Origin of the sequence: uncultured Turicimonas sp., from assembly GCF_902477955.1 — a bacterium.
Taxonomy (GTDB): Bacteria; Pseudomonadota; Gammaproteobacteria; order Burkholderiales; family Burkholderiaceae_F; genus Turicimonas.
In genome coordinates, this window is record NZ_CABSJB010000027.1 from 23,085 (window position 1) to 40,207 (window position 17,123).

Genomic DNA, 17,123 nt, shown 5'->3' on the forward strand with positions numbered 1-17,123 from the left:
CTTTTCATACAGAAAAGACTGTTGTCTCATCGGCTACTTTTTTAGCAAAATCGATGAAGTTGTCTTTTGTCCCTACTACTACAATACAGTCGCCGACTTCTGCCGTCTCTTCCTGAGCTTTTCGCTCAATATCAAGCAAAATCTCTTCTTCCGTCACTAAACCTAAGAGGTTCTTCGATACCTTTTTCCTAGTGGCAGAAATCAGAATAAGACCGAATCTGGCAAGATTGAAATTTCTATACGGGAACCCGACAAATTTCTTGGGAACTTCCAGCTTAGAGACCAAATACTCCGGCGTAACGCTAAGAGAAGTTACCTGTGAATGAAAATTCAGCTCGTTTGATAAATCTTCGGCCGCCCGTTTTTCAGGCGTCAGAATCCTGTCTATAGAAAAAGCCTCCAAAATAGATTGATGGAGGTCATCAATAGCGCGAGCAAAGATTCTCTTGACCCCGCCCTCTTTCAAAAGAGCAACCGCCCGCAGACTTGAACGGAAATCCTCTCCGATCGCTACAATAGCTATATCGATATTCTTCAACGGAAGCATATTCAAGGAGCTCTTCTCCGAGCAGTCCATCATGTAGACGGAACTCAATTTGTCTTTAACTGCCTCCAGATTATTTTGTTTGTTATCCACGCCAATAACTTCATTCCCCAAGAGAGTCAGATTTATGGCGAGATTCCTCCCATAAGTTCCCAAGCCAATTACTAAATAACGCATAACCTTCTCCTTAGTTAATAATGACGTTTTCTGTCGGATACGTGCTGTCTATTTCTTTTTGTGCTCCTAAAAATCCCATAAGAATTGACAGTAATCCGACACGGCCTAAGAACATGGCCATACAAAGGGTGTATTTAGAAGCAGAAGACAGTTCAGCAGTAATTCCCATTGATGAACCTACTGTAAACAATGCCGACATCACTTCAAAAATAATGTCTTTAAAACTCATCTGCGGTTCTAAAAACAGAAGTACAAAAGTAAAGAAAAAAACCAATAAAGTCGAAATAACAGCCACGCTGTAGGCTCTGTTTACAGCGGAAGCGGAAATTGTACGATTAAAGGCGGAAGGTTCTTTATGACCCGTAATCGTTGCCTTCAGACTCAGCAAAATAACCGCCAATGTATTCACTTTCACGCCGCCGGCCATTGACTGGGATGAGCCGCCCACCCACATTAAAAGGCAAACCATCAAAACAGTCGGAACAGCAAATTCGGCCGGATTGACGGAAGCAAATCCTGTGGTTCTCGGCAAAATAGCATTAAATAGAGATTGGATGACTTTAGTAGAAAAGTCCATTCCTTTTAAGGTGCCGTTATATTCAAAGATGAAAAAGAAAATGGTTCCTAACGCTACCAATACCAATGACGTAATCAATACGAGTCTGGTATTCAAATCTACTCTAACCTTTGATTCGAATCTTTTGTCTTTCCAGATGGTTCCTTTGATTTTTCCAACAAGCTTGTCTTTATAGTTAATCAAAATCGGGAAACCGATAGAACCTAAAAACATCAGAAAAGAGATCTCTAAATAAAAGCTCTGAGAGCCCAACATTAGAGCTTGGTTGCTTAGACCATCTTTGATGGTGGAAAATCCCGCATTGCAGAAAGCGGACATGGAATGAAAGATCGAAAAAATCAATCGATCGTGCGGGGATGCAAAAAGTTCGGGAGGCACCGACATGTAAATTGCAAATGCTCCAAGGCTTTCTATCACTAAGGTAAATCCAAGCATATACAGCACAGTCGGCAGAACGGCATCCATGGATTTTGAATAAATAGCGTCTCTTATCAGCAGTTGGTTATAGATAGAAGCTGAGCCGGAATAGAAAATAGAGAATACGCTGGTAAACGCAATAAGCCCTAACCCGCCTACCTGAATCAGAATTGAAAGAATCAACCATCCGAACGGTGTGAACATGGTTGAGATATCAAGCGGAGAAAGCCCGGTAACACAGACGGCACTCGTTGCAATAAAAAATGCGTCGGTATAGCTGATAGGAACAGTTGTGCTTTTAGGCAGCATGAACAAGAATGAACCAATCAGTATTACAAATAAGAAACTGCTTGCTAAAAGCAAAGAAGGATTGGTCTTCTTTCTGTCAGCTAACTCCAGGCACTTGGCGCTTAAAAAAATGATGGAATAGCTGATGAGCGTAAAGGTTAAAAAATCTTCGCTTTGCAGATAGTCGAGAATATGATTCTTACTGTCAGGACTCAAAAAAGCAATTAAGCACACAAGGACCAAAATATTGACTGCAATTCTCAGCCACCCGCTTTTTATAAAGTACTTTTTAAAATCGAAAATAAGAGCCAGAACAACAATGAAGCTGAACCAAGCCAAACATATGTGAAGGCAAATGAGAATTCTGTTCACATCCTTGACGGTAGTGTTCAAGCCGTATAACGACGCTATCCCGACAAGCGCTCCGATGCAGAAAAAAATAGTTATGGCAATGCAGCTGATTCTGATCGCTTTAAGAATGAAAGACGGATCATGGAACTTAGAAATCTGCTCATGAGAATGGCGCCACAAAGAACGCTTTATGTTCTTTTCCAGCTGGCTAAGTTTCGAATTCATGATTCACCTTTCCTTCCGCTGGGGCATTTCCCAAGAGAAAGCCTTCAGAACAGAATTTCCCACAAATCCCGGCACCGAATTCGTAATAATTACTTGCATCCTTGTTCGTGTAATGTTGTAACGAGAAAAGGATAAGGAAGAAATCGAAAAGAAGAATACTATCGATCCTCAAATCGAGGCCTAGATTTCTGAACTGAAGAAAGGAAAGGTTGCTGAGTAAAATTCTTTGTACAGAAATTTTTGAAATTAAAGATATATATTCAGCAAGTTGAAACTTTCACCCAATGGGTGTTTGTTATCCGTTGGCCGCTAACTATTTTGGTCACACAAAATATAGCGAAAAAGAAATATCTCTCGGTTCTCAGAGATAGAGTTATTAAAAAAAGACCTCTCAGCGTAAACCGAGAGGCCGTAAGTCAAAATTAAATTGACTGCAGATTAAGCTTCAGCGACAACCTTAACTACTACATCAGCGATGATGTCGTGGTGAAGGTCGATCTGGAGTGTGTATTCGCCAATAGCCTTGATTGCGCCCAATGGAGTGCGAACCTGGCTCTTGTGGATTTCGTAGCCGAGCTTATCAAGAGCTTCAGCAACATCCATATTAGTAACAGAACCGAACAAACGTCCGTCAACACCAGCCTTAGAAGCGATAGTAAGAACGATACCGTTGATCTTTTCTTTCAATTCTTCAGCCTTAGCAAGACGTTCTGCCTGAGCGCGTTCGAGCTCAGCACGCTTTGCATTGAATTCGTCCAAAGCAGCCTGTGTAGCACGTTTGGCTTTCTTTGTAGGAATCAAGTAGTTGCGGGCAAAACCATCTTTAACTTTGACGACGTCGCCAAGCTGACCAACATGAGGAATTGTTTCAAGAAGAATAACTTGCATCTCTTTTCCTCCGATTACTGGTTGTCAGTGTAAGCAAGAAGAGCAAGGAAGCGAGCGCGCTTAATTGCTGTATCAAGCTGACGTTGATAACGTGCCTTAGTACCAGTCAAACGTGCAGGCATAATCTTGCCGTTTTCTTGGATGAAGTCACGAAGTGTGTCGATATCTTTGTAGTCGATCTGTTCAACATGATCAACTGTGAAGCGGCAGAATTTTTTGCGTTTGAAGAGCGCATTCTGCTGATTAGGGTTACGAGGTTTACCCTTTCCTTTGGCGCCAAAAGCCATGATTAAACTCCTTTATCGTATTCCGTAATGTGTAGAACTAGCTTAGATGAACGTACTGAAGAAGTAGCGATGAATCCTCGAAGAATTAACTGAGAACCAAGCTCTTCTTTACTGAGAACCTCTCCAATCTTGCCCAGTGCAACTGCGGTAAATTTGAAGTTGTTCTTTCTATCGCTGTCAGCTTCTTGAGTCACACCGGTATGCTGAAATCCGCATTCACAGACCGCAACACCGGCCAAGGTGTATCTCAAAGCCTCTCGGCTGATTAACTGAGCTGACAGTTGGAAGCCGTTCACCTAGAACCTCAGAATTAGGCCTGTGGTTCTTCAGCTTTTTCTGCAGGTTCAGCAGCAGCTGGTTCTTCTGCCTTCTTAGCAGCTTCAGCAGCAGCGGCTTTGCGAGCCTCTTCTTTTTCAACAGCCTTCATCATTGGAGAAGGTTCTGTTTCAGCTTTCTTCATCTTGACAGTGAGGTGACGAAGAACGGCGTCGTTAAAACGGAAACCATTTTCGATTTCATCAAGGACTTCTGGACCGCATTCGATGTTCATAAGAACATAGTGAGCTTTAACAAGCTTTTCGATCGGGTAAGCCAACTGACGACGGCCCCAATCTTCAACGCGGTGTACTTTACCTCCGTGGCTTTCCACGAAAGTCTTATGACGTTCAATCATTGCCGGAACTTGTTCGCTTTGATCCGGGTGAACGATGAAACAAATCTCGTAATGACGCATTTAGCCTCCTTATGGTTTTTAGTCGCCCGGAGCGTCTTCCGGTGTGACAAGGACTTCGAAAACGCGAAATTCTACACCTTTTTACACTTAAATAAAAAAGTTGAAGTCCGCGGTTTTGTAAATAAATTAAGCAGTTCTTTGACGAACCGTCTCATAAAGACAGATTCCGGCAGCAACGGAAACGTTCAAACTTTCCACACTGCCGAACATCGGAATACTGGCAAGGTCAGAACAGCGTTTTCTGGTCAGCTGACGCAATCCGTCGCCTTCGGCTCCGAGAACCCATGCGAACGGACCTGTCTGATTAAATTCAAAAATTGTTTTGGTTGCTTCCCCGGCCGTACCAACTACTTCAACACCGGCATCCTTTAATTCAACAATACTGGCGGCAAGGTTGGTCACGCGAACGAGAGGAATGCTTTCTGATGCCCCGGCACTTGCTTTGATAGCAGCCGGAGTCAAATCTGCAGATCTATCTTTAGGCACAACGACAGCCTGAACACCGGCTGCATCCGCAACTCTTAAACACGCGCCCAGATTTCTCGGATCGGTGACACCGTCCAGGATCAGCAAAAGAGTTTTCGGATTAATTGCGTCCATCAGATCATCAAAGCTCATCGCGCTTTCGATAGGCTTTGCTAAAGCCACCAATCCTTGATGAGGAATGCCTCCTGATAATCCTTCCAATCTTTGATGATCGGCCTTCATGACTCGAACACCGGCTTTTGCCAGTTGCTCAAGAATCTGCTTCATGCGTGCATCACGACGATTAGGATCGGCGTAAACAGCTTCAATAGTTGAAGGATCTTTTTTCAATCTTGCGCTGACTGCATGAAAGCCGGTCAGCACAGTATTATTTTTTGCCATTCTTCAAATCTGCCTTCTTATTTGGTTTTCGCAGCCGAAGCTCTTTTGGAGCGCGCCGAAGTCCTTTTCGGCGCCTTTTCTTCTTTTGCAGGCTCGGCTTTTGTTTTTTCTTTAGATGCTCTGGATCTAGACTTAGCAGAAGATGCTTTAGCTGCCTTCTTGGCAGGAGCCTCCTCAACCGGAATAAATTCTATTCTGCGGTTCTCTAAGTCACAACGCATTAGTTTAACTCTAACAGGTGTACCTAATTTATAGACCTTGCCTGAGTAGGAGCCTTTCAGCTGATTCAGTTTTTCGTCATAGACAAAGTAATCGGCGCCGAGCTCAGCAACGTGGATGGAACCTTCTACATAGTAGTCGTTCAAAGTAACAAAGATTGCAAACGGAGCTACTCCGGTCACCACTCCGCTGAACGTCTGTCCGATAAAGTCCCTCATGTAGTAGCACTTTAACCAGGCCATGACGTCGTAGCTAGCTTCATCTGCCCTTCTTTCGTATTCAGAGCACAACAAACCAAGTTTTTCCCAGGTTTCAATGTGAGGGATCTTCTTCGCACCTTCTTCAGATTCAGCCTCCGTCTTTCTAAGCTGGAGGGTTGTTTCAGACAGATCGGGCTCAACCAACAGTTTCGGAACGTAATGTTTACCAGCCAAAATTCCTCTGATAGCTCTATGGACCAACAAATCCGGATAACGTCTGATCGGAGAAGTAAAGTGAGTGTATGCCTGATAAGCCAATCCGAAGTGGCCAAGGTTATGAGGACTGTAAACCGCCTGCTGCATGGATCTCAGGAGCAGCATCTGAAGAGGAACCTTATCCGGTCTGTCTTTAATCTTATCCAGAACTTTGCAGTAATCTGCAGGTGTCGGCTTGTCTCCTCCTTCCAAAACCAATCCGAAAGGCGCAAGGCTGGCTCTGACCTTCTCCAACCTGTCTTCGCTGGGCGGTTCATGAACTCTGTAAAGGCATGGAGCTTTATTTAACTGTAAAAGATCTGCAGCGCACGTATTTGCCACCAGCATCATCTCTTCAATCAAGCGATGTGCATCGTTTCTCTCCCTTGGAAGAATTTTCTCAATCTTTCCCTGGGCATCGGCAACGATGTAAGTCTCGACGGTTTCAAAGTCCATTGCTCCTCGGTACTCCCGAGAAGTCAACAAAATTTTGAAGAGGTCATAAAGATCTTTTACATGAGGATAGACATCCTTCATCGCAAGGGCTGCCGGACCATTCGGATCTTGCAATGCAAGCCAAACATTGTCGTAAATTAATCGAGCAGCCGAACAAATGACTGCCGGGTAGAACTGATAGGCAATCACTTCTCCCTTACGGCTGAGAACGGCATCGCACACCAAAGTACACCGATCTACATTCGGATTTAAAGAACACAACCCATTAGAGAGCTCCTCAGGAAGCATAGGAATAACTTTCGTCGGAAAGTACACACTTGTTGTTCGTTCCTGTGCGTCTTTATCAATCGCAGAGCCTGGTTTTACATAATGTGAGACGTCAGCAATAGCAACGAGCAAGCGGTAGCTTCCGTCTTTTCCTATAGGTTCGCAATAAACCGCATCATCGAAGTCTTTTGCATCAGGACCGTCAATTGTCACAAACGGAATGTCTCTTAAATCAACCCGGTTTCTCAAATCAGTTTTTGTGACGTGATCTGAAAACTTTTTGACGGCCTCAAGAGTTGCTTCGGAAAATTTATGCGGAACACCGAACTTTCTAACGGCAATCTCGATTTCCATGCCTTTGTCTTCCGGTTTCCCAATGACTTCCTTCATCGTCGCATGAGGGCGCAAGGACAAGAAACCGGCATCTTTCAGTTCAATTTCAACGACATCCCCCGGAGTAGCATTCTGGGTGTCTCCGTCAATAATAAAATCCTGCTGAATTCGCGGATCTTCGGGCTTAACAATCTTCCTGCCTTTCACGGGTTCGTACACTCCAACGATAGTCTTGAGTTTTCTTGAGACTACCTTATGCACGGAGGCGATCATCTTATCTTTATAGTCGAAACCAACGCATGTGGCTTCAACTCTGTCGTCAGGAAGCAGTTTTTCCATTTCTTCATCAGGGATGAAGAGATCCGGCACATCCTCGTCGCAAATTAAAAAACCAAAGCCATTCTTATGAGCCTGGACCACGCCGGTATAGATTTTTTTGTCTCCGATGTAGCTAATCTTATTAATGTGGTCACGTTTAATCTGTCCGTCTTTAACGAGCTGCTCAAGGACGTCTTTAACAAATGATGCGCTCACGCCGAATTTTTTAATCAGGCGAGTTATGAGGATCGACATTCCTATTTCACCTTGGCAGGAGCAAAGGTAATTCAAAAAACTCTCTTTGGCCTCACCAATAGTAGAAATCGGTTTGAAGTCTTCTTCCCATCTTGTCTCTTTAGATTTTTTTCTCGAAGTAATTTTGGGTTCCTCTTCAAGCAAATTTATATGATTTGAAAATTGTAACTTCTATAAATCGAGGAGACATCTAAAAACCGCTCAGACTGGAGAAAGTCTCCCACGGAGCCTTAAATTCCAGTTCAAAGGGTTTGGTGCCCACGACTGGACTCGAACCATCATCATCTTACGGGCACCAGCACCAAAATTATCTTACGGACTCATATTTGACAACCGGATTTGTTTGTGTAAAATCTTGGGTTCGTGCCCATGTGGCGAAATTGGTAGACGCACCAGCTTCAGGTGCTGGCGCCTTCACGGGCGTGCTGGTTCGAGTCCAGTCGTGGGCACCAAAGATTTCGTCTTGAGAAGGGATTCGGAAAACCCGAGTCCCTTTTCTATTTCTTCTTTAAATTATCTTTTCCGATATTTCGTACGCAAATTAGCGCCCCGATTTGACCATTGACGCTCTTGACGTTTACAAATTATTTTCTCCACTTTCGTAAAAATTACTTTCAACTGTAACCAAAATCTGTTACTGTTACGCGCTTATTTTGTTTTCATTCAAGCGATAACAGAAACTTCCATAGAATTCTGTACAATATCCTGTTACAAATTATCTTTAAACTTTTCGACACTTGGTATAAGGCTTTTCGGTACCACAAATGAATTTTAAGAGTAGGTTAGGCACCATTATTTTTAGCGTATTGATAGGAAGTTCTCTTTGCGCCTCTCCCGCCTTTTCAGCTACGTCTTCTTGCGAAAACCAACTGGCAGTTGCTCGTGATTTAGTTATCAAAACAAACTTTGATCGCCGAACCGAAGTCGTTGAAATAATTCCTGCCTGTGTTAACGGAAAACTAGTCTTAAACGGAAAAACATCAGCCGAAGGAGTTTTGAGAAGCATTCTCGACGAGCTCCTTCAAAAAAATATTAATTTCACAGATCAGGTTGTCATTCTTCCCGTAGAAGATGAAATTATTGAAAAGAGCTGGGGTTTAATAAATGTGCCTGTTGCTTCGATGCACGCTCAACCCAAATTTGCTTCGGCTTTGGTTACTCAAGCCGTTTTAGGTACTCCTATTAGAAAAATCCAATCCCGCGGTGCTTGGGTACAAGTTCAAACCCCGGACGGCTATATGGGCTGGCTTCACAAAAAACAATTTAAATCTTTGAGCACTAGCGGACTGAGCAAATGGAATAGTTCGGACCTAGTCATTGTTACTAATCTGCATCTTGAGCTCAACGGAGTCAATAACGCTAAGAAGATGTTCCTCCCTGCAGGCTCTATTCTGAAGAGAATCTCAGAAAGTAAAAACACCGTTACTGTTGCTCTCCCCTCCGGGATGATGGGAACGGTGAACAAAGAAGGAATTCAGAACTTTCATCAATGGGCCGCTGAAAAAGCGAAAGAAATTAATGAAGATCCGACCAAATTTATGGACAATGTTTTAAAGACTGCTGAAAGTCTTTTAGGCACTCCATATATGTGGGGAGGAAATACGGCTTCGGGCTTGGACTGCTCAGGCTTCATTAATACTATTTTCCGCTTGAACGGATTAATACTTCCCCGGGACAGCGACCAGCTCACCAATCTCAAAGGAAAAGTTAAAAGAAACCAAGCGTTTAAGAGATACGAGCTCCTGTTCTTCGGTAAAGAAGAAAATGGCGTAGCAGAAATCCAGCACGTTGCCATTGCCAAAAACTCCAATGAGTTTCTCCATGCTCTGGGAGATGTGCACGAGACTAGTTTTGAAAAGGATTCTGCCAACTTTGAACAATACGAGAAAGATAGATTCATGTTCTCGATGGAGTTGCCTGAAAAGTTAACGGACGGTACATGCTCGACAACTTTCAAAGACAATCCCTTCTTTGCAAAAGTTCCGAGAACCTTGCGCTATTGCATGCCGATTGATCTTTCTTTCCAGCGCCAGCCGAGCAGAAATTATTAAATTTAAGAACAAAGGATGCTAAGAGGAAGAGCCGCGAATCGCGGCTCTTCTCATTTATCGGTTTAGGCTTTCTGTAAGTTCAGATGTTTGGCGATTTCTTCCTGAGAATCGTAAATCTTTTCGCCCTTGGCCGGAGAAAGCTTCTTATAAGAACCGTCGGAAAGCAAGACCCATGCATGGATATTGTCTTTAAGCTGCGGTTCAATGATCTGCTTCATCACATTAGTGCGAAGAACAGGATCCAGAATCGGAGTCAGAACTTCTATACGGCCTGATAAGTTACGTGTCATCATATCAGCACTGCCGAAGTAAACTTCAGGCTTGCCGCCATTATGGAAGTAATACACGCGGGCATGCTCCAATAAACGTCCGACGATGGAACGAACACTGAGAGTTTCGGATACTCCGGGGATTCCCGGACGCAAACCACAAATACCGCGGACGATACACTCAACCTTCACTCCGGCTCTGCAGGCCTCGTAGATTTCCTTCATCATCTCAGCATCCACTAACTGGTTGCATTTGATAATGATGTGGCCGTTACCTTCCTTTTTATGAATGGCAACTTCGCGGCGGATGTGCTCGACGAGTTTGCCTCTCAAGGTGTTAGGAGAAACCAAGAGTTCACGGTAATGCTTGACGCGGCCATAACCGGTCATTACGTTGAACAAATCTTGAATATCGTCGCAGATAGCCCTGTTTGCAGTAAACAAACCGAGGTCGGTATAAATCTTAGCGGAAGCAGCGTTGTAGTTACCGGATCCAATGTGAGCGTATCTAACCAAGGATCCGTGCTCACGTCTGATGACAAAGCATAATTTTGCGTGAATCTTGAGGCCGGCAAAACCGTATACAACGTTGACACCGTTGCGTTCCATTTCTTCGGCCCAGTTCATGTTCTGCTCTTCGTCAAAGCGTGCTTTCAATTCAACAACAGCAGTTACTTGTTTGCCTCTTCTGCGGGCTTCGAGCAGCCATTTAGCGACAGGAGAATCACTGCCGCAGCGATAAAGGGTTTGTTTAATAGCTACGACGTTCGGATCCAAAGCTGCTTGACGAAGGAATTCTAAAACGCAATTAAAAGAATCGTATGGATGGTAGACCATCAAATCTTTCTTGCGGATTTCCGTGAAGCAGTTTCTATCCGGTTCGAATTCTTTCGGTGTTCTCGGATGAGTTTCAGGATACTTCAAACCCGGACGATCGATGCGCATCAGTCTTCCAAAGTCTGAGAAGCCAAGTGGAATGCTGTAACGGTAAATTTGAACTTGAATCAAATCCAAGTGGTCAACAAGGAAGTCTTGGAGACGCTGAGGCATACCTCGTTCGATTTCCAAGCGGACGACGGAACCAAATCTTCTTTGTTCCACATAATCTCTGACGGCAGCTAACAAATCGTCTGCTTCGTCTTCTTCGATTTCCCCGTCAGTATTGCGAGTAATTCTGAATAAGCCGGAAGTAATTACACGATAGCCCGGGAACAGAGTCTCGAGTCTGTTAGCGATGAGATCTTCGGAAAGAATCAGAACACCCTCGCTGACTGTGACTCCCAAGTTTGGTGTAACTGTTGAATCTTTGTTAGAAACAAAGAGGAAACGGGGAACGTTGTTCGGACACTTGACACGTGCGTAACGGACTTTTCCTTCCTTGCCGATTTCTTCAAGCTCAATCACAAAGTTCAAGCTGGTATTGGAAATCATCGGAAATGGACGGCCAGCGTCCACGCCCTGCGGAGTCAAAACAGGGAAAATGTCTTCGTCGTAGTAACGGTTCAGATTTTCTTGCTGTTCTTTTGTTAAATCTTCATACTTCGCAATAACAATATCTTTCTTTGCAAGAGCGGGTTTTAACTGGTCAAGCCACAAATCTTCGGCCTGATCGACGATTTCTAAAACCTTTCTTCTAATTTCAGAAAGCTGTTTTGCCGGAGAAAGCTTATCCGGACCGGTCGGCTCGGCTCCGCTTCTTGCCTGCTTCTGCAAGTTCATAACACGGACCATGTAGAACTCGTCCAAGTTATTAAAGAAGATTGACAGGAACAGCACTCTATTCAACAGAGGAATTGCCGGATCCATGGCAGTTTCCAGAACTTTTCTGTCGAATTCAATCCAGCTGAGTTCACGGTTGGTATAGAGAGCAGGATCATCGAGTGAAATATGCTTAGGAGCCGGCAACTCCTGAATTGCTTCAGCAACCGGTTTCTTTGCACTAGTACTAGCCCGTCTTGGAGTTCTAGCAGCAGGAGTTTTTGCTGCAGCTGCCTTGGGAGCTGCTGGTTTTTTGACTGCCGTAGTTCTTACACGCGGTTTTCTTGCAGGTTTAGCTGCAGGCTGCTCAGCCTTTGGTGTTTCCTGGACTGGTGTCTCAGTTTTAGTTTGCTCTGGAAGTTGAGTTGTTTCGGTTACTGTGGTCTCTGATTTGTTGGCGGCCATAAAATTGACATCCTCGTTGTAACATAGCGGGCAAAAAGATGAAGTTTTTCTCGGAATAAAAGAGTGTTAAACCACATTCCTCCCCGGTAGCATTAAATTTTTAGGATATTTTAATGTTAGCAAATAGTTATTATACATCACCCCTCAAATACTCGTGCTAACATCTTTCACTGTTAGTTTGATAGGAAAAACCCTATCTGTCAATAAGTTAGCTATTCTCAGCCACGATTCTTTAATGCAAACGACACTTTTATAAGTAACAGCCCTAACAGAGAACAAACAACGCCGTAAATAGTATCAATGAGACGCCACGAAATCATGTAGCCGTCACCTCCATAGGCGAGGAGAAGCCAATCCAGCGCAAAGAGAATAAAGGCCGTTATTGCCGTATTAGCAAAGAGATAATTCGTGGGAAGAAACACAGGAATTAGCATCCCGGACAAAACTATCAAAATTCCCAAGAAAGCATAGTGATTGGCATAAGGAAAGATGAATACAACTAAAAGATAGCCTAATAAAGTTCCGAAAATTCTTTGATAGCTTCTCTTAAACCCCATAGATACTCGAGTGTTAAGCAGATATATAACACTCATACCGACCCATGCCGGTTGCATAAAATGAAAGAGTTGGGCCGACCACAAAGAAAACACCACGATAACTGCAGAAATAACAGCAAAAAAGAGGGGATTTCTGGTACCTCCTATAAACTCTTTGAGCTGGTCCATTGGCCTGCGTCCAAGATTGTCAGCACGCCAGAGATAATGGTCAATAATTATTACCACACCGGAAAGAGCAAAACCCGCGGAGTATCCGATGACAGCACTTTCAGTCGGAGTAAAGTCAAAAAGAGAAATTAATAAAAAGATTAGAGAGTACTTGCCTAACAGCCACCAAAACTGCTCCACAAAAGGAAGTAAAGCTGAGCCGAAAACACAGAGTCCTAGGATAAGCCATTTGCCGTGAGGTAAGTCTTTGAGCACGTAACCGAGCCATGCTGAAAACATGACACAGATGAAGGTCAAAAGAAGTCCGAATAAACGAGACGACAAAGAATTCTTATCGTCTGACAAAAGCGCCATGAAACAGGCTAAACAGGCAAATCCTCCAACTTTCTCATCCTGAAATACAAAAGATAACGAAAGGGCAGCCGACAAAGCGACAAAAAACCGTAAAGCGGCCATAGCTAAGGCTTTCTTTGAAGGTTTAGGAGGCTTCCTGCTCAAGAAGGGATCTTGGGTGCCTGCTGAAACATTGTTTGATTGAGACATCCGCTCGCTCCTTTTCTTCAGGCGCTACAGTAAGAAAAATATTTACTAGCAGAAAATGCTTGCTGCTTCGGACGCGTAACTATAGGGGGCCTGCAATGCTGAAGATTGCAGGCCTTGAAATAAGTCCAATCAATTAACCGCCGGTTACAGGAGGGAAGAAAGCAATTTCATCTCCATCTTTAACATGATGACGATCGTTTGCCATTTCCTGATTTACCGAGCATCTTAAGCGAGGCATTTTTTCAAAAGCCTCTTTAAGAAGAGGATCTTTTTCAGAAAGATAATTCTTCAATCTTTCGACCGTTGTGATATCGGCCGGAAGATCAATCTCGTCTTGTCCCCTGAGCATATGCTCTCTAAGGGAAGCAAAATACAAAACCTTTACGCTCATTTATTCATCCTTATGTCCGCATAAGGGACATTCATCAGACTGACCGTATCTGAACTCTTGCCACTGCATTGTTCGCGCATCCAACATCAAAAGTCTGCCGGTCAGCACTTTTCCAAATTCACCGACAATTTTAAGGGCCTCAGCAGCCTGCATGCATCCAAGTATTCCCACTAAAGGCGCAAATACTCCTTTCGTAGAAGCCTTTTCATCTTTCCCTTCGTGATTGGGAAATAGACAGGCGTAACAGGGAGAATTTTCCTGGCGGAAATCCAGAACGGTTATCTGCCCGTCAAAGGCGACTGCCCCTGCCGTCACAAGCGGTTTCTTCTCGGCTTTGCATACTTCGTTCAAAAGATAACGAGAGTCCGTGTTATCAGTACAGTCCAGAACAACGTCATGTTCTCTAACCAAATTTGACAGCAGCTCTCTTCCCGGCCGAATCATTAAAGGCACTACTCTCACATCCGGATTCATTTCTTGAAGAGTCACCTTGGCGCTAAGGACTTTAGGCAGCCCGAGGGTGGACATTCTATGGATAACTTGCCGCTGAAGATTCGTTAAATCAACGGTGTCTTCATCCACAATCGTGAGCTTTCCGACACCTGCACTGGCAAGATACATAGCAGCCGGAGATCCTAAACCGCCTGCTCCGATAACCAAAACTCTTGACAATCTGATTTTTTGATTTCCCTCGACTCCAACTTCTTTTAAAAGTTCATGTCGAGAGTATCGATTTTGCATTTCCATCAACACGTTTCCTAAAGCGTAAACAATGATTATTTTCTCCGTTAATCTCCCATATTACCTAGGGATTTCACGCAAAAACGAAGTTATTCTGAGAATCTTGCTCAGTTCCTCCTCGGTTTGTGAGATCATGGAGAGTGGAACTATTTAGTCATGATCCTAGGAGATTTTTGATGTTTTTAAAGAAAGCACTGCTTGCTTCTTGCGCTGTCTTAGCTTTTGCCGCCTCCGGCGCATTTGCAGCCGAACAATATATTGTTGGTACAGGAGCAACATATCGTCCGTTTGAATACGAAACACCTCAGAAGGAATTAGTCGGATTTGACGTTGACTTAATGCGCGCCATTGCCAAAGCCGAAGGTTTTGAAGTTAAGTTTATCAACACTCCGTGGGAAGGCATTTTTGCCACTGTTGACAAAGGCGACCGCGACATCATCATGTCCGGTATCACTATTACCGATAAGAGAAAAGAAGCCGTTGACTTCTCTAAACCTTACTTCTTGGCTCACCAGCTGATCCTTACTCAGAAAGACACCAAGATTGAAAAACTCGGCGACTTGAAGAAAGGCAACGTAGCTGTTGTTAACGGTTCTGCCGGCGACATTGCCGCCAGCACAGAATTCGGTAAAGCTTCCACAAGAATCCGTCGTTTCGACAACACTCCTTTGGCTCTTGAAGAATTGAACCAAGGCGGTGTAGCAGCCGTTATCGGTGACGTCGGTGTTTTGAACTTCTATTCTTTGAACAATCCTGACAAGCACTTCAATGCAACTCGTGACCCAGCTTTCAAAGAACAATACTTCGGTATCGCCGTCAAGAAAGGCAACAAGGCATTAATTGATAAAATCAATGCCGGTTTAGATAAGGTTATCGCCAACGGCGAATACGATAAGATTTATCGTAAATGGTTTGGTACAGCTGCTCCTAAGCTTCCACAGTAACCTTTAGTTCTTAATCCGATTCTCTCCGTGAGAATCGGTTTTTTTTAACTTGAATTTGTTGGAGAAATGTCGTGGGTGGATTTCGTTATGAAGTCATAACTGAGTACTGGCCCTTATTTATGGAAGGTGCCCGAATGACCATTCAGATCACGATTATCTGCGTGGTTTTGGGCGTTATTTTAGGAATGGCATTAGGTATGGCCAGGTTGGCTAATGCCCGCCACTCCCCTTGGCGTGAAATTCTGAAGTACTTTGTCCGTTGGCCGGTAACTGTTTATGTAAGTTTCTTCCGCGGTACGCCATTATTTGTGCAAATCCTGTTAATGCAGTTTGCCATTCTGCCGTTCTTTATCCATCCTACCGAAGGGGTTCTGCTCTCCGGCGATATCGCCAGAGAAATCCGTTCTACCTATGGCGCAATGCTTGCCGGTATCGTTGCTATTACGTTGAATGCAGGTGCTTATCTTTCTGAAGTTTTCCGTGCCGGTATCCAATCCTTAGACAAGGGCCAAATGGAAGCAGCACGTTCAGTCGGTATGACATATTGGCAGGCCATGTTCCACATCATTCTGCCTCAAGCATTCCGCCGTATGCTGCCTCCGTTAGGTAACAATGCCATTGCCATCCTTAAGGACTCCTCTCTGGTTTCCGCCATCGGTTTGGCAGAACTTGCTTATGCAGCCAGAACGGTTGCCGGAGCTTCTGCTCGTTACTGGGAACCGTACATTACTATTTCGTTAATGTATTGGGTGATGACTCTCGGACTTGCCTATTTGGTCAAGAAGATGGAAGAACATTTAGGTAAAGGAGATGATGTTAAATGAGTGAAGTAAAACCTCTAATTAAGATTCGTGATCTCCATAAGTATTTCGGAGACAATCAAGTTCTCAAGGGTATTGACTTGGATATCATGCCCGGAGAGAAAGTCGTTATTCTCGGACCTTCGGGTTCCGGAAAGTCCACGATGCTTCGCTGCATTAATGCATTAGAAGAAACAACGAGCGGCCATATTTACGTTAACGACGTTGACATTACCTCTCCGAAAACCGACATTAATAAAGTACGTGAACATTTAGGAATGGTTTTCCAGCGCTTCAATCTTTGGCCGCACAAAACCGTTCTTGAAAACGTTGCTCTTGCCCCCAAACTCGTCAGCAAAGTTGATAAGGCGACAGCCGAAAAGCGTGCCCATGAAATGCTGAAACGCGTAGGACTAGCAGAAAAAGCTGACGCCTATCCTGCAAGCCTTTCCGGCGGCCAGCAGCAGCGCGTTGCTATCGCCAGAGGCTTAGCCATGGAACCGAAGGCGATGTTGTTTGATGAACCAACATCCGCCCTTGACCCGGAACTTGTCGGAGAAGTTCTGAAAGTGATGACAGATCTTGCGAAATCCGGTATGACAATGGCTGTGGTTACACATGAAATTTCATTCGCCCGTGAAGTTGCCGATCGCGTAATTTTCATGGACGGAGGAAAGATCGTAGAACAAGGCAAACCGGAAGATGTTCTCATGCATCCGAAGGAAGAAAGAACAAAAGCTTTCTTAAAGCGTGTTTTGCCGCAAGAAAACGCAAATTAATCTTTCCGTTTTTGAGAAGTTGAAAAAACTTGATCATCGCGAGAATCACAAGCTTTTCTT

At 44.1% G+C, this 17,123-nt stretch carries 16 protein-coding genes and 1 tRNA gene; 5 read left to right on the forward strand and 12 right to left on the reverse strand.

Annotated elements, in window-relative coordinates; genetic code table 11:
* Window positions 1-4: 4 nt before the first annotated feature.
* From RDK53_RS08640 to rnr, 8 genes are all read right to left on the reverse strand, one after another.
* Window positions 5-721, reverse strand: a complete 717-nt coding sequence (locus RDK53_RS08640) for an NAD-binding protein (protein WP_308514188.1) — start codon at window positions 719-721, stop codon at window positions 5-7.
* A gap of 10 nt (window positions 722-731) precedes the next feature.
* On the reverse strand, window positions 732-2,579 hold the full coding sequence (locus tag RDK53_RS08645; protein WP_308514189.1) for a potassium transporter TrkG: 1,848 nt from the start codon (window positions 2,577-2,579) through the stop codon (window positions 732-734).
* Window positions 2,580-3,017: 438 nt separating this feature from the next.
* A complete protein-coding gene (gene rplI, locus RDK53_RS08650; protein WP_308514190.1) occupies window positions 3,018-3,467 on the reverse strand; it encodes a 50S ribosomal protein L9 in 450 nt (149 codons plus the stop codon).
* 14 nt (window positions 3,468-3,481) lie between these two features.
* A complete protein-coding gene (rpsR, locus tag RDK53_RS08655) occupies window positions 3,482-3,754 on the reverse strand; it encodes a 30S ribosomal protein S18 (RefSeq protein ID WP_066593626.1) in 273 nt (90 codons plus the stop codon).
* A 2-nt stretch (window positions 3,755-3,756) separates the two neighbouring features.
* On the reverse strand, window positions 3,757-4,050 hold the full coding sequence (locus RDK53_RS08660) for a primosomal replication protein N (protein WP_066593628.1): 294 nt from the start codon (window positions 4,048-4,050) through the stop codon (window positions 3,757-3,759).
* 14 nt (window positions 4,051-4,064) lie between these two features.
* Window positions 4,065-4,487, reverse strand: coding sequence for a 30S ribosomal protein S6 (gene rpsF, locus RDK53_RS08665; protein WP_277030713.1), 423 nt, complete (start codon window positions 4,485-4,487; stop codon window positions 4,065-4,067).
* Window positions 4,488-4,613: 126 nt separating this feature from the next.
* Window positions 4,614-5,354, reverse strand: coding sequence for a 23S rRNA (guanosine(2251)-2'-O)-methyltransferase RlmB (gene rlmB / locus RDK53_RS08670; RefSeq protein WP_277030714.1), 741 nt, complete (start codon window positions 5,352-5,354; stop codon window positions 4,614-4,616).
* A gap of 17 nt (window positions 5,355-5,371) precedes the next feature.
* A complete protein-coding gene (gene rnr / locus RDK53_RS08675; protein ID WP_308514191.1) occupies window positions 5,372-7,801 on the reverse strand; it encodes a ribonuclease R in 2,430 nt (809 codons plus the stop codon).
* 221 nt (window positions 7,802-8,022) lie between these two features.
* On the opposite strand from rnr, the gene RDK53_RS08680 reads away from it, so the two are divergent.
* A tRNA-Leu gene (locus RDK53_RS08680) sits at window positions 8,023-8,109 on the forward strand.
* Window positions 8,110-8,421: 312 nt separating this feature from the next.
* Window positions 8,422-9,708 (forward strand): C40 family peptidase, encoded by a 1,287-nt coding sequence (locus RDK53_RS08685; protein WP_308514192.1) that lies wholly within the window; start codon window positions 8,422-8,424, stop codon window positions 9,706-9,708.
* A gap of 62 nt (window positions 9,709-9,770) precedes the next feature.
* Here RDK53_RS08685 and ppk1 read toward each other — a convergent pair whose 3' ends face one another.
* The 4 genes from ppk1 to RDK53_RS08705 all read right to left on the reverse strand — a co-directional run bounded on the left by ppk1 (window position 9,771) and on the right by RDK53_RS08705 (window position 14,540).
* Window positions 9,771-12,140 (reverse strand): polyphosphate kinase 1, encoded by a 2,370-nt coding sequence (gene ppk1, locus RDK53_RS08690; protein ID WP_308514193.1) that lies wholly within the window; start codon window positions 12,138-12,140, stop codon window positions 9,771-9,773.
* A gap of 218 nt (window positions 12,141-12,358) precedes the next feature.
* A complete protein-coding gene (locus RDK53_RS08695; protein WP_308514194.1) occupies window positions 12,359-13,408 on the reverse strand; it encodes an FUSC family protein in 1,050 nt (349 codons plus the stop codon).
* Window positions 13,409-13,541: 133 nt separating this feature from the next.
* Window positions 13,542-13,799, reverse strand: coding sequence for a molybdopterin converting factor subunit 1 (gene moaD, locus RDK53_RS08700; RefSeq protein ID WP_308514195.1), 258 nt, complete (start codon window positions 13,797-13,799; stop codon window positions 13,542-13,544).
* A complete protein-coding gene (locus RDK53_RS08705) occupies window positions 13,800-14,540 on the reverse strand; it encodes a HesA/MoeB/ThiF family protein (RefSeq protein WP_308514196.1) in 741 nt (246 codons plus the stop codon).
* Between the two features lie 176 nt (window positions 14,541-14,716).
* On the opposite strand from RDK53_RS08705, the gene RDK53_RS08710 reads away from it, so the two are divergent.
* The 3 genes from RDK53_RS08710 (at window position 14,717) to RDK53_RS08720 (ending at window position 17,063) form a co-directional block, all read left to right on the forward strand.
* Window positions 14,717-15,484, forward strand: a complete 768-nt coding sequence (locus RDK53_RS08710; protein ID WP_308514197.1) for a basic amino acid ABC transporter substrate-binding protein — start codon at window positions 14,717-14,719, stop codon at window positions 15,482-15,484.
* A 119-nt stretch (window positions 15,485-15,603) separates the two neighbouring features.
* Window positions 15,604-16,308 carry an amino acid ABC transporter permease gene (locus RDK53_RS08715; RefSeq protein ID WP_308514199.1) on the forward strand — a complete coding sequence of 235 codons (705 nt, stop codon included), beginning with the start codon at window positions 15,604-15,606 and terminating at the stop codon, window positions 16,306-16,308.
* On the forward strand, window positions 16,305-17,063 hold the full coding sequence (locus RDK53_RS08720) for an amino acid ABC transporter ATP-binding protein (protein WP_308514198.1): 759 nt from the start codon (window positions 16,305-16,307) through the stop codon (window positions 17,061-17,063). The genes RDK53_RS08715 and RDK53_RS08720 overlap by 4 nt, the downstream gene beginning before the upstream one ends.
* Window positions 17,064-17,123 lie beyond the last annotated feature (60 nt).